The sequence below is a fragment of the uncultured Kordia sp. genome (genome assembly GCF_947489565.1).
In the GTDB taxonomy this organism is placed as follows: Bacteria; Bacteroidota; Bacteroidia; order Flavobacteriales; family Flavobacteriaceae; genus Kordia.
This window is the reverse complement of record NZ_CANLEA010000011.1, coordinates 112,683-125,256: the sequence shown is the minus strand read 5'-3', so window position 1 is coordinate 125,256 and position 12,574 is coordinate 112,683. Positions and strand designations below refer to the sequence as shown.

The 12,574-nt window shown below is 33.1% G+C and carries 13 protein-coding genes; 6 read left to right on the top strand and 7 right to left on the bottom strand.

What is annotated here, in order from left to right:
* Positions 1-8 precede the first annotated feature (8 nt).
* From Q0845_RS16000 to Q0845_RS15980, 5 genes are all read right to left on the bottom strand, one after another.
* Positions 9-1,079, bottom strand: a complete 1,071-nt coding sequence (locus Q0845_RS16000; protein ID WP_298515266.1) for a hypothetical protein — start codon at positions 1,077-1,079, stop codon at positions 9-11.
* Positions 1,060-1,605, bottom strand: a complete 546-nt coding sequence (locus Q0845_RS15995; protein WP_298515263.1) for a hypothetical protein — start codon at positions 1,603-1,605, stop codon at positions 1,060-1,062. The genes Q0845_RS16000 and Q0845_RS15995 overlap by 20 nt, the downstream gene beginning before the upstream one ends.
* 2 nt (positions 1,606-1,607) lie before the next feature.
* Complete coding sequence (locus Q0845_RS15990) at positions 1,608-2,141, bottom strand: sigma-70 family RNA polymerase sigma factor (RefSeq protein WP_298515260.1); 534 nt, start codon at positions 2,139-2,141, stop codon at positions 1,608-1,610.
* 245 nt (positions 2,142-2,386) lie between these two features.
* Positions 2,387-3,235, bottom strand: a complete 849-nt coding sequence (locus tag Q0845_RS15985; protein WP_298515257.1) for a DUF4249 domain-containing protein — start codon at positions 3,233-3,235, stop codon at positions 2,387-2,389.
* A 4-nt stretch (positions 3,236-3,239) separates the two neighbouring features.
* Positions 3,240-5,618, bottom strand: a complete 2,379-nt coding sequence (locus Q0845_RS15980) for a TonB-dependent receptor (RefSeq protein ID WP_298515255.1) — start codon at positions 5,616-5,618, stop codon at positions 3,240-3,242.
* A 324-nt stretch (positions 5,619-5,942) separates the two neighbouring features.
* Here Q0845_RS15980 and Q0845_RS15975 point away from each other — a divergent pair, with 324 nt between their 5' ends.
* The 6 genes from Q0845_RS15975 to Q0845_RS15950 all read left to right on the top strand — a co-directional run bounded on the left by Q0845_RS15975 (position 5,943) and on the right by Q0845_RS15950 (position 10,681).
* Entirely contained in the window at positions 5,943-7,202 is a 1,260-nt protein-coding gene (locus Q0845_RS15975; RefSeq protein ID WP_298515252.1) for a hypothetical protein, read from the top strand.
* Positions 7,203-7,259: 57 nt separating this feature from the next.
* Positions 7,260-7,850, top strand: a complete 591-nt coding sequence (locus Q0845_RS15970; protein ID WP_298515249.1) for a hypothetical protein — start codon at positions 7,260-7,262, stop codon at positions 7,848-7,850.
* 116 nt (positions 7,851-7,966) lie between these two features.
* Complete coding sequence (locus Q0845_RS15965) at positions 7,967-8,500, top strand: hypothetical protein (RefSeq protein ID WP_298515244.1); 534 nt, start codon at positions 7,967-7,969, stop codon at positions 8,498-8,500.
* 23 nt (positions 8,501-8,523) lie between these two features.
* Positions 8,524-9,141, top strand: coding sequence for a hypothetical protein (locus Q0845_RS15960; RefSeq protein WP_298515241.1), 618 nt, complete (start codon positions 8,524-8,526; stop codon positions 9,139-9,141).
* A complete protein-coding gene (locus Q0845_RS15955) occupies positions 9,120-9,938 on the top strand; it encodes a sensor histidine kinase (RefSeq protein WP_298515238.1) in 819 nt (272 codons plus the stop codon). The genes Q0845_RS15960 and Q0845_RS15955 overlap by 22 nt, the downstream gene beginning before the upstream one ends.
* A complete protein-coding gene (locus Q0845_RS15950; RefSeq protein ID WP_298515235.1) occupies positions 9,935-10,681 on the top strand; it encodes a LytTR family DNA-binding domain-containing protein in 747 nt (248 codons plus the stop codon). The genes Q0845_RS15955 and Q0845_RS15950 overlap by 4 nt, the downstream gene beginning before the upstream one ends.
* Before the next feature lie 187 nt (positions 10,682-10,868).
* Here the strand turns inward: Q0845_RS15950 and Q0845_RS15945 are convergent, their stop codons facing one another.
* On the bottom strand, positions 10,869-11,393 hold the full coding sequence (locus tag Q0845_RS15945) for an OmpH family outer membrane protein (RefSeq protein ID WP_298515233.1): 525 nt from the start codon (positions 11,391-11,393) through the stop codon (positions 10,869-10,871).
* 304 nt (positions 11,394-11,697) lie between these two features.
* A complete protein-coding gene (locus tag Q0845_RS15940; protein ID WP_298515230.1) occupies positions 11,698-12,540 on the bottom strand; it encodes a class I SAM-dependent methyltransferase in 843 nt (280 codons plus the stop codon).
* Positions 12,541-12,574 lie beyond the last annotated feature (34 nt).

Genomic DNA, 12,574 nt, shown 5'->3' with positions numbered 1-12,574 from the left:
TAGTTAGTTTATAATTCTTTTAAAATAATGACGCCTTTGTATCCTTTACAGGTAATTTGTCCGTTTTGATCACCATAAGAAGCGCTTATACGTCTTATTTTGTCTTTTCGGTTGATGACTTCACTTTCTATGTTATCCATTTTTTTAGGAATGCGCAATACGCCTTGTTCAAGCATTGCATTGAACGTAAAATTGGTTTCTGAAATATTTATATATACCTCTGCTTCTTTTTGATCGATATTGATTTCTGGTGAATTTGTGAGGTGATTTAAAATTCTCAATTCACCGTAATACAAATCAAGTATTGTTTTTCCGCCCAAATTTTTTAGAAAGGTTTTGGAGTGTTTTATCGTTCCAGAAACTCCTTCTAGCTTTAAGATATCTAGATTGTCTTTATTTGAGTTGATGTCTAGATTTTTGATGTTATTCAACGTCATTTCCGAACCATCGGAATCAATTTTGAGTCCAGTTCCGCTATGAATTGTCACAGTTGCATCTTTGCTTTTGATATGTGAATCGTCTAAACTTACAGCATTGAGTTTGCCAGATTTTATAGCTAAATCGGCGTTGTGTAATGCTGTTGATAGTTGCATATCGCCATGTTCAACATCGGCTTTTAGTATTCCGTTCCAATCCGATATGACAAGATCTCCATATTGATTATAAGCTTCCATCATGGATTCTTTGGGAAGATAAATGGTGTAGTTAATTTTTGTTTTCTCGTTTTTAAACGGATCTAATCTTCCAAGAAAACCACCTTTTTTGGGCGAAATTTTAGAGAAAGCCTTTATTTGATTGTTGTTTGCTACAATAGAAACCTGTACTCTGTCTAACAATTTTTGCGCTTTTTCAGCATTTTTACTTTCGGCTTCTACATCAACTACTATTTCAATGCTATTTTTGTCCCAGCCACTCACAAAAATGTCGCCGTACTTATTTTCTAAGTATAGTGTACTTTCATTGCTAAAGGCATGCGTTTCTTTGATTTCTTTGGTGAGTTTGTGTTGTGCTACTGCACTTTGATACGACAGCAAACAAAACACCACTAACCAGCATGTTTTATAAAATGAGTTCGCCATCGTCTACTGAATTTTTTATAGGATAAGATCTTCGTAGCAGATCTTCCATGATTTGTATTTTTTTTCTATAATTGTTAATAATTGCTTCTATAATGATTTGATTGTTAACACCTTGCTTTAATTCTTTTTTTAGCTTGATGTATTCTTGATCCAATTCATCAATATAACTCAGAAAATCGGCTTGTTCTTCTTTTGTGAGATGCGCATTATTTTTTACCAATTGAATCTGGTTTTCAACCAACGATTTGTAATGTCTATCTATTTGACGAAATTCATCACTAACCATATCATATTCTCCTTCAACTTCATTTGTAGTATAGTAAGCAAATAAGCATGCAACTAGTAAAACAACTGCAGCTGCAACTCTGAAAGAAGCTTTTTTCCATAGCGGAATTACTTTTGTAGGAGTTTCAGGGAGTTCTTCACTAATTTTTGCCCATAGTTTTAGCTTGTCGGCTTCTTCTATGGAGTGATCATCGAATTGATTTTTATGTGCTTGTATATACTCTTTTAATTCGTCTTTCATGATCAATTAATTAATTGGATTAACTTCTTTTTGGCTCTGTGGTACTGTGATTTAGAAGTTGACACACTTATTTCGAGTATGTCTCCTATTTCATTATGGTCATAACCTTCTATGAGGTATAAATTGATAATTGTTTGATAGCCATTTGGTAATTTTTGAATGGCCGTTTTTATTTTTTTTATGTCTAATTGTTCTGGTTGTAATTCTTCTGCTTCCGGAGTCCAATATTCTTGATTTTCGATCTCTACTAAGGGAATGCGTTTTACTTTTAAATAGTTAATGCTTTTGTTGATGACAATGCGCTTTAACCATGAGCCAAACGTGCTTTCGTATTTGAACGATTCCAGATTTTTAAATGCATCTACAAAACTGTCTTGTACCACATCTTCAGCATCTTCTTTTATTTTCACTATTCGAATACTTACATTGAACATAGCGTCTACGTATAATGAATACAGTTTGTATTGCATTTTACGATCTCCAAGCTTGCTCTTTTCTATAAGATCTTTATGTGTAAATAAGATAGCGTTGCTCACTATGCTCTAAAATATGGTGACAATTATGGTGTTTCTTTTCTTTATAGACAACTGAAATAACAAAAGGTTGCATTTTTTCAAAAAAATACTTTTTGATTGCTAAAATTATAGGTTTTCAACGTTTTTTTGAGATTAAAATTTTTTCAACGTGAACATTATTTTTGAAAACAAAAAAGCGCAATTTCATAAGAAACCACGCTTTTTCTCGAATATGAATAATTAAACAAACTATTCTTTTTTATCTTTTATTGAAAGGTATAATCAATTTGATCAAATTCTGTAACTCTGAAATAACCAAAAGCGTAATTAGCTTCGTTGGTTTGATTGATACAGTTTCCTCTAATTTCTGCTGGCGTTACTGCAAATGGATCTCCACCAGAATCATATTGTTCAATGAGTAATGAAATATAATTGTAGTAACGTTGCGAAATTCCATAGAGTTTTATGTTTACAACATCTCCAGGATTGTATTCGGCGGTTTCATCTTCATCATCTCTTTCTTCTTCAAAGAATTCTTCTTGTACATTTCCATTGGTAAATTCATCCGATTGCGTTTCTAAATATGCCAATAAATCGCCTTCTTCTTTTACACGAATCATATAAAAGTTTTCTTCATCTGCGGGATCATCAAAAAATATGGTTACGTCTAGCACCTCATCATCAAACCCGCCTTCTAAAGATTGTGTAGGATTCATAATTGGCGATACTGCCATCAAAGTTTCCGTTGCTGTATACGTTTCTCCTTCATGAAGTACCGTTAAGGTATACGAGTTGTTGAAAACAGGTACAAAGTTATCAATAGTATAGTTTCCATCATTTTGATCTGTAAAGTTGTATACTACGTTCGAATTGTTGTTTCTAACACTTACAGTAGCGCCAATAACACTTGTATTTAAAGTTGTTTCAAAATACGGTGTTGACGTGCTTAGTTTTATGGTTTGATTGTTTCCAGTAGTTCCTTTTTCCCAATCCAAAGAAGCTTCAATTACCAAACGTGGAGCTGCTTCCGGAACATCAACATCAATTTTGTCATCACAAGAAATAAACGTGATCAATATGACTAAAAGCGTTGCTAGTTTTATATATTTTATCATGATTTTAAAATTTAAAGTTATAGGTTATAGATGGAATTACACTTCCAAAGATGGAAAGTCTACGTGCTTCATTGACACCTGAGTCGAAATCTTGCGTAAACGAGATTGAAGCTGCGTTTCTTCTAGCGTAAGCGTTGTAAAGTCCAAAAACCCATTCGCTCTGCCAACGTCTGTTTTTATTTTTACTTGGTGTATAAATTGCTGATATATCTAATCGGTGATATGCTGGCAAACGATTGGCATTTCGCTGATCGAAACTAGCAATAGATAAACCTTCATATTCATATTGTCCATTTGGATAAGTTACTGGACGACCTGTTTGGTATACAAAATTGGCGCTAAATTTCCATTTGTCATTAAAGTCATAACTTCCTGTAACCGATATATCATGTGTTCTGTCAAATGGCGTATTATACCAATTTCCACGGTTGATTCCTGGTCCGCCAGCATTTCCGCCAAGCGCTCTTTGTTCTGATTTTGATAAAGTATATGCAAACCAACCTGTGAATTTTCCTTTGTTTTTTCGAAATAAAATTTCCAAACCGTAAGCTCTGGCTTCTCCATTCAAAATTTCAGTTTCAATAGTATTGGTTCCAATTAAGTCTGAACCATCAATATAATCGATTCTGTTGTCTACATTCTTATAATAAGTTTCTACTTCTAAAGAATATTTTTTGTCGTTGAAATTTCGATAATATCCAACGGCATATTGATTGGATTTTTGTGGTTTTATATAACGACCACTTGGTGCCCAAACATCTAATGGCGTTACTGAAACTGTGTTGGATAATAAATGTACATATTGTACAGAACGTGTATAACTAGCCTTTACAGATGATTTGTCATTTAATTGGTATGAAAGTCCTAATCTTGGTTCAAAGTTTGAAAATGTTTCAATGCTTTCGCTTTTCTTATAATTAGTAGTACCAATTTCTTCACCTTCTTCATAAATTCCAATTTCATCATTGTATACTACTGGCAAATCGTTGGCATAATCAGATAATTCTTGTCCGCCCAAACGACTAAACGTACTAAAACGCACACCATATTGCGCTGTAAGTTTGTCTGTTAATTCATGTTCTGCACTGATATACGCAGCTGCTTCAAACGCTCTTTTTTGATCGAGTTTTCTAAAGTTAATGGACGAACTTGGATCTGAAGGTTTTACTTCTCCCGGATTAAAATCATAGGTAATTCCGCTAACTCCAAAGTCTAGTTTTATTTTATCATTCGCATAATAGCGCAAATCGTATTTTAGGTTGAAGTTTTTAATGTCTGAAACCCAATCGAGTTTGATAAAATCTAACACAATTCTGTAATCGTATTTACTGTAGATTAAGGATAAATTAGAGAATAATTTTTCATTGAATACATGATTCCAACGCAAGTTTGCCGTAGCGTTTCCATATCGGTTTTTGATGAATTTAGAAATGTCAAAAATATCTCGACCAAAGTATCCCGAAAGATAGATTCGGTTGTTTTCATTGATCTCGTAATTTGTTTTTAAATTTAAATCGTAAAACGAAATTTTGTCATCTTTTATTTCTTGAATTAATGGCATGAATAAGTGTGCGTATGATGTTCTTCCTGCTACTAAAAAAGAGCCTTTTTTATTGAACATTGGTCCTTCTACCGCCAAACGACTTGATATTAAACCAACGCCACCGTTGACTTCTAAATTTTTACTATTTCCATCTTTCTGACGTACGTCTAATACAGAAGAAATTCTTCCTCCAAATTTTGCTGGAATGTCTCCTTTATAGAGTTTGATATCTTTAATCGCGTCTGCATTAAAGACGGAGAAAAAACCAAAAAAGTGGGAAGTATTGTAGATAATTGCTTCATCGAGCAATACCAAATTTTGATCGGCTGCTCCACCACGTACATTAAATCCTGCCGTTCCTTCTCCTCCATTGGTAACTCCTGGTAGCATTTGAATAGATTTAATCACATCTACTTCTCCCAAAACTACAGGCATTTGTTTAATAGTTGCCGCATTGAGTTTAGAAACACTCATTTGCGGTTTTCGAATGCTTACACGTTCGGATTCTTCGGCTTCTATGACAACCGTTTCTAGTGATGTAGAAGCTTCTTTGATTTCAAAATTTACCGTTTGATCTAGCTCAAGTGTAATTTCTTTGGTAACATTTTCATAGCCAAGAAAAGAAACCACTAATGTGTATGTTCCTTTCGGCGCTGTAATGGAATAAAAGCCATATTCGTTGGTAACGGCTCCGTTGGTAGTTCCTTTGAGATACACTGTAGCACCCAATAGCGTTTCTCCATTTTTGCTGTCTTTTATGGTTCCGCTTACGCTAAATTTTTCTTGCGCAAACAACATGGTACTCATTAAAAGACATATCCAAATAAGATTGTTTTTCATCTGTTTGTTTGATTTTTTTCGATTGATATTATATCGCTATTGACAGTTGCTAAAATGAAAGGTTGCACGTTTAACATTTTTTTAAGAACAAAAATAACGCTATCCAAGCGGAGCCTGAACTTTTCATGGATTTTTTAACAAAGTATTATAAAATCAGTTAAACCGATCATAGAATCAACTCAACAGTTCTTATGACTACTATATAATATTAGTCTTCTCTACTTCATATTTGCTGCATTCATTACGTAATAATACAAATTAAACTAGGCGGAAACCGAAAAGCCTTTAAAGAATAGAGTAGGAAATTTTAAATAAAACATATTTATGAAGACTAGTAAAAACTGTACTGAAACACGAGCAATTAAAGGAACATATTCTTGTGATAATTATGCCGATGTGTATGTTGGCGATTGCAACCAAGTACAACGCAAAATAGCCAATAATAGCTCGTTAGAAGCTGTTCGCTTTGAAGCAAAAGCAACCTGTGAAGAGTATTTATATTTTGTGTGTTGGAGTGATAATGGCGGATTGAATGGATTGTTGGCAGAATTGCATGGAGCAACTACTGTTTTTTCTGGAACACATGCAAAATGGGAAGTGTTTCCAACAGGAATTAATTTTAGCTCACACGCCACAAGACCTTCTGAAAAGTTAGTAAATACAGAGCTTAAAAAAGCACATTGTAAAAAATGGAAAGCTGTGACTAAAGGTACCGCAAATGGAAAAAGACCTTTTAGAACGTATAAAGAAATTGACAAAGCAGCGCACTTTATTTGGTACAATTCAGGAAAAGATCCTTCTGGTGGCGCACCTTTTCAGGGATTTAATCATGATGAATTTTTAATTTTCAGATTCCCGATAAAGGAATTGTTCAAAGAAGAATGTTACGATTGCACTCAAGAGTGTGACTGTAACGATGATTGTCACTGTTCTGTTTGTGCCGATAGCATTCAGGAAGGAAGAAAGGCATTAAAGACAGAAGCGCTTAAAAAATCATTCTTAATTAAAGGAAAAGAAAACAATTTGCGTCGATGCAAAACGCCTTATACTGAAGAAACTTGTTCGATGCTCGATTTACCAACGCTTGAGCCTTGCTTTTACTTGCATTGGGGCGATAGTAGTAAAGATCAAATGGAAACACATGATGATGAAGTACTGTATATCACAGCATGCAATCCGTATGGAAATTTACGCTTTAGAGGTTTGACAATTACCAATATTAGCATTGTATATAAAACAAGAATTAAACCTGGATTACATCAAAAAGATGATGTAGCTATCGTACAAGGAATTGATCCTCATATTCCAATTGATCAAGAGCCAATAGACATTATTCCTTTGCCAACTCCTATTGCAACGACGGTTCCTGTTACTGACGGAAGCATTCAACTCGTTCCAAATCGTTTGATTCAGCTAGGTGATTTATGTGGTTGTAGTTGTGCGAGTCAGGCAGTGTATTTATCTATTCAAAATGCAAAACCACAAGACTATCAAATTTTAGTTGAGTACTGCATTGATCAAATAGAAATCAATCAAGATAATACAGGAAAAACACAATTTCCTATCACATTGGTGAAGAGTTAATCTAAAAAATCAGCAACGTTCCGCTGGTGCAAACTGGCGGAACATAAAAACAAAATTATGAGAAAAAATATGCACTATTTATCAATTATATTCTTGCTTTTGATCACAAGTTCATGTTCTTGTTTACGGTGGAATGGACAACAACCTGAAGGCTTAATTAGTCCGGAAAAAGCAGATACTTTAGAAATGAATTATGTAAAAAATCAATATCGTTTTATTAATGGCTCCATTGCAAATGATTCTATTATTTATGGAGAAGAAACCATTTTTTCGCGTGAATCAAAGCCATTTCCTATAAACAAGAAAAATAAACAACATAGTATTCAACTTGATAATCTCGACGTTTGGTTTTCTTTCAATGAGATTGTAGGTTTTTTAACAATGGCACAAAAACATGCAGATAGTAAGGGATATAAAAATCTTGGAATTCGCATTTATTTAGGTTCCTATATAAAAGATGGAAAGCCAAAGACGACGGTATTTTTAGTTGCCACATATCGGAACCCTGATAACAATACTATTATTAACACCTTTATAACGAAATCTGGTTCTCAAACTATTGACCCAAACCACCCAGAACTTCAAATAGATATGGAAGGCGCGGGTTATCTTAATATGGGAAGTTCGAGAAGACGTCCACCAGAGTAAAGTCCAGATAATAAAAAAATAGGAAAAACACGCTTTCCTATCAATCTAATAAACAGTTAATTAACATTTTAAAAAAGTTCCGCTTGTGTAAATGAGCGGGACACAATACTACGATTATGAAAAATAATACAACATATTTAACAATTTTATTCCTACTTTTAATACTGAATGCTTGTACAAATCCAGTTATCGAACCAGAGAATGCTTTATGTACACAAGATGCTAGAACATTTGCACAAAACTATATAAAACACCGATGTGATACTTGTGATAATAGAGTAATTTCATTTACATACGAGCAAGTCAAAGAGTATTTAGAATACATGCAATCAAAAGCAGAGGAACTATCTATTGATGAAGATATACTAGGCTTCAGAGTGTATTTAGGAGCAAAACATGAACAGGAATTTGAAGAAAAAGATCTTATCAAAGGAGATGCAAGGCAAATAGGCAATGCAGAAGGCGATTTTTATACTACTGTATTTTTTGTACCAACTATCAATCTTAAAAATTCATCAGATGCAGGAGATTATGAGAACATGTATGAAATAGCACCTTTTAATCATGGAAGTTCTCGAAGGCCTCCTAATCCGTATGATCCGGACGAACCGTGTCCTGTAGCGCTTACGAATTCGAGTCACACACATTAATTAAACAATTATACTAAATACTTATGCTATTTTACCTTTTTTTAGTTTTTCAAATAGCTGCCTTAGCTGCAGCTATTTGGTATTGGGATGCCTATAAAAATACTACACAACGACACTTTTTATGGTTTTTAATATATGTGGTTTGTAATGAGATTATAGGAATTGCCTATCAACATATCTTTGATCATTATAATGATATTGTTCATAATATATTTATACTCATTTCTTTTCCGTTTTATTTTCTGTGGTTTTATAAAATTTTACAGCAACGGAAGTGGATTACTCAGGTTTTATTCGTTGTGTTTATGATGGTGTTTTTGTATGATCTTTTTGATAAAAGCCCAATTTATAATTTATACCTAAACCCAATGATTGTAGGCGCTTTTTGCCTTTTAATTTTAACCGTTAGTTATTTTGTAGAACTACTGAATACAGATACAATTACGACCTTTATTCGTTCACAAAAATTTTGGATTGTCACAGGATTATTCTCATTCTATATTGGACTACTTCCTTTGTTAATATTTCATAGATATTTAAACTACAGCGGAAATTTTTACACCATTGTCATCACTGTATTGAATGCTGTTTTATATGGTTGCATTTTTAAAAGTTTTTTATGCCTAAGAAAGACGAAATAGAGAACGTATTTTCAGAAGAAATTTTCTTCTTATTATCTGGTGCTGCTTTGTTAATTGCTTTAGCAGTTGTCATTCTGTTTTATGTGTTTGTGACACGAAAAAATAAATTATTGGCAGAAAAAGCCATGTCTATTGATAGATACGAAAAAAAAATGGTTGATCTTGAGTTACACGCTTTGCGATCGCAGATGAATCCGCATTTTGTGCATAATTCGCTCAATGCAATTCAGTATTATATTCAGTTGAACGATATTGATCAATCGGAAAATTATTTAACTCGTTTTTCAAAGTTAGTGCGTCAGTTTTTTGAATATTCGCGTAAGCAATTGATCTCAATAGAAGAAGAAATTGATCTAATTTCTAATTATTTAGCATTAGAAAAACTCCGTTTTGAAGATAAACTTTCGTACGAAATTATTTGTGATAAAACGGTAGATGTAGAAGCCTCTATTCCATCTATGGTGTTGCAACCTATTGTCGAAAATGCTGTAAATCATGGCGTTTTTCATAAGAAAGCACCTGGAAAAGTAACCATTACATTTTCACAACTCTCAGACCATAGTTTTAGCGTTGTGGTAAAAGACGATGGAATCGGGATTAAAAATTCTAAAAAATTAGCTAAAAACACTCTTAAAAACCAAGAATCACACTCTTCTCAAGTGTTGGATGAACGTCTAAAACTGTTGGAGCAAATAGATAATTGGTATGTATCATATACTATTAAAGATCGTTCTGAAGTTGATGATCAACAAGGAACGATTGTTACCCTAATTTTTAAACTACCAAATACATTATGACTGTAACTGCTATCCTTGTTGACGATGAGCATAAATCGTTAGCTATTTTAAAAAACAAACTCGAAAGATTATGTCCAAACGTAAGCGTTATTGGTGAAACTCAAGATCCTGAAGAAGCCATTGATTTGATTGTAAATTTGAAACCGCAACTCGTGTTTTTGGATATTGCCATGCCTGGAATGAATGGTTTTGAAGTACTCGAAAAGATTCCGCAACCCACTTTTGAAGTCATTTTTGTCACGGCTTTTGATAATTATGGAATTGAAGCGATTAAGCATTGCGCTATTGGATATGTGGTGAAACCAATTGATAGCCAAGATTTGATTCAGGCTGTTTCTGTTGCGACGCAGAATATTTCCGATAAAACTGCCTTGCAAAAAAACACACAATTGATTGAAAATTTAGGCATTCAATCGTTTCAACAGAAGAAAATTGTGATTCCTTCACAAGATGGTTTGGAGTTTGTAAAAGTGGAAGATATTATTCATTGTCAAGGAACCGATGGTTATACTAAAATTCATTTTCAACACAACAAACCAATTATGAGTTCGTATAGTATTGGACATTTTTTTAAACTCCTAAAACATAAAGACTTTTACTTGATTCACAAATCGCATTTAATTAATATTAATTATATTTTGAAGTATTTAAATGAAGGATATGTGGTGTTACAAGACAATCATAAATTGCCTGTTTCACGGAATAAACGCAGCGATTTTTTGGATATGATACGGAATGTTTGATCGTTAGCACGAGTTGGAAATTCGCGCTAGCTTCTTTTTTAGACTTACTTAGACTTCTTAGATTGTTGGACTGTTAGTATTTTTATTTGTTAGCATGAGTTGGAAACTCGCGGTAACAAATAAAGTTCAAACAAAAAAAGACCTTCTTTCGAAAGTCTTTTTTTTTGAATCTTGTATGTAGTTTGTATTACTTTTTCTTAGCTGCGTACTCTTTATTAAGCGCTTCTAACAACGTTTTAGTAATGTTGTGTGCTTCTTTTCCATAGTATAAGTTTCCAGTAAACTCGTTTTTACCCATGATAAAGTCATAGCCATTCGTTTCTCCGTAATTTTCTATGAATTTTTTGATCTTATTGATGATAGAGTCATTCTGTGTTTTACTTTCTTCCGAAATACGATTTTGCTCTATATTAATTTGCTGATCCAAACGTTCTCCTAACTGCTGAATTTGCATTGACAATTCTTGTTGTTGTTTTGGAGATGATTTTGCTGCTTTTTGTTGCGCTTGTTTCAATTCAAGATTGAACATTTGCTGCATGCTATCCTTTCTTTTGTTGAAATCTTCGATACGTGATTTAAATACTGCTTCTAAATCTTTTTTCTCTTGATATTCATTAATCAACTCAGTATTGTCTACAAAACCAACTTTTGCAGGTTTCTCACATGAATAGAATGCCAAAACTGCCATTCCTAAAACAATTAGTTTTTTCATTTGTATAGTTTTTTGTTGTTATCTAATCTTTCTTTTCAAAAAAATGATAAATCGACATTTTCTATTTTATCATTTTCTACGCCGCAAAAATAGAAATAAAGTTTACATAACAAATTGTGAAGTTTGGATGATTTTTTGAGAAAATCACAACTATAAACATAATCTATTTTAAAAATAATAACTATAATCAATAACAATTAAAAACAGCTCTTTTTTTGATGTGTTTTAAACCGTTTTAGAAAATAGACACCACATTATATTAGTTTCACTTAAAACCATGCTTAAAACGTCTTTAAATGCGTTTTTAATCATTTTTTAGCACATAAATGAGTGATGAATACTCCGAAGAAGTGATTGCTTTAAAGTTGGACACAAATCCTCTGTAAAATCCTTTGATCGGATTCATTTTTCCAGTTTTGTGTTTTTCGGAAAGTAAACTTACATAATAAGCATCAAATTTCATTGGTAAGATTTTTACTACTTTCATGTTTTCCTTTGCAAAAAGTGATTTTATAGATTTTTGAGAGAAATGCCATAAATGTCGAGGAACATCATACGCTGCCCAAAATTCTTTGTAATGTTTTGCATCGTGACTTTTAAAGTTTGGAACCGCAATAAAAATACTTCCATTAGGTTTCACAATTCTTTTTAAGGTTTGAATCTGCTCTTCTAGATTAGGAACATGTTCTAACACATGCCACATGGTTACGGCATCAAAACTATCATCTGCAATTTCAGAAAGCCAATCGTTGCTATGAATTTCTGTTGCTGTTTTTTCAGTAGCAATTTTTCGCGCTTGTACATCTGGTTCAATTCCGGCAATCTCCCATTTGTATTTTTTGGCCATTGCTAAAAAGTCTCCTGTTCCACAACCAATGTCTAAGACTTTTTTACCATCGCTTTTTGTATGCATGTCTACAATAGACATTTTTTTAGAAAGCATATATGTGCGAACCCAATGATATATTTTTTCAAAGAGATTTCTTTTGGCATCGGTATGCGAAATATAATCTTCGCTTTCGTAATACGAAGCCAAGTTCTCTAAACTTGGTTGCGGTTCGGTTTTATACATTTCTAAACCCGCATCAAAAACTAATTGAAATTCTTCGCCCGAAACGGAATGATCTTTTACCGTTATGTTCTCCATTTTTTTATACTTCTAAAATGTTCCACGTGGAACA

Bases quoted from the DNA above. Each gene is read 5' to 3' on its own strand.
- Q0845_RS15985 (WP_298515257.1), bottom strand. From the start codon at position 3,235: ATGATAAAATATATAAAACTAGCAACGCTTTTAGTCATATTGATCACG.
- Q0845_RS15955 (WP_298515238.1), top strand. From the start codon at position 9,120: ATGCCTAAGAAAGACGAAATAGAGAACGTATTTTCAGAAGAAATTTTC.
- Q0845_RS15940 (WP_298515230.1), bottom strand. From the start codon at position 12,540: ATGGAGAACATAACGGTAAAAGATCATTCCGTTTCGGGCGAAGAATTT.
- Q0845_RS15950 (WP_298515235.1), top strand. From the start codon at position 9,935: ATGACTGTAACTGCTATCCTTGTTGACGATGAGCATAAATCGTTAGCT.
- Q0845_RS15945 (WP_298515233.1), bottom strand. From the start codon at position 11,393: ATGAAAAAACTAATTGTTTTAGGAATGGCAGTTTTGGCATTCTATTCA.
- Q0845_RS15960 (WP_298515241.1), top strand. From the start codon at position 8,524: ATGCTATTTTACCTTTTTTTAGTTTTTCAAATAGCTGCCTTAGCTGCA.
- Q0845_RS15980 (WP_298515255.1), bottom strand. From the start codon at position 5,618: ATGAAAAACAATCTTATTTGGATATGTCTTTTAATGAGTACCATGTTG.
- Q0845_RS16000 (WP_298515266.1), bottom strand. From the start codon at position 1,079: ATGGCGAACTCATTTTATAAAACATGCTGGTTAGTGGTGTTTTGTTTG.
- Q0845_RS15965 (WP_298515244.1), top strand. From the start codon at position 7,967: ATGAAAAATAATACAACATATTTAACAATTTTATTCCTACTTTTAATA.
- Q0845_RS15970 (WP_298515249.1), top strand. From the start codon at position 7,260: ATGAGAAAAAATATGCACTATTTATCAATTATATTCTTGCTTTTGATC.
- Q0845_RS15975 (WP_298515252.1), top strand. From the start codon at position 5,943: ATGAAGACTAGTAAAAACTGTACTGAAACACGAGCAATTAAAGGAACA.
- Q0845_RS15995 (WP_298515263.1), bottom strand. From the start codon at position 1,605: ATGAAAGACGAATTAAAAGAGTATATACAAGCACATAAAAATCAATTC.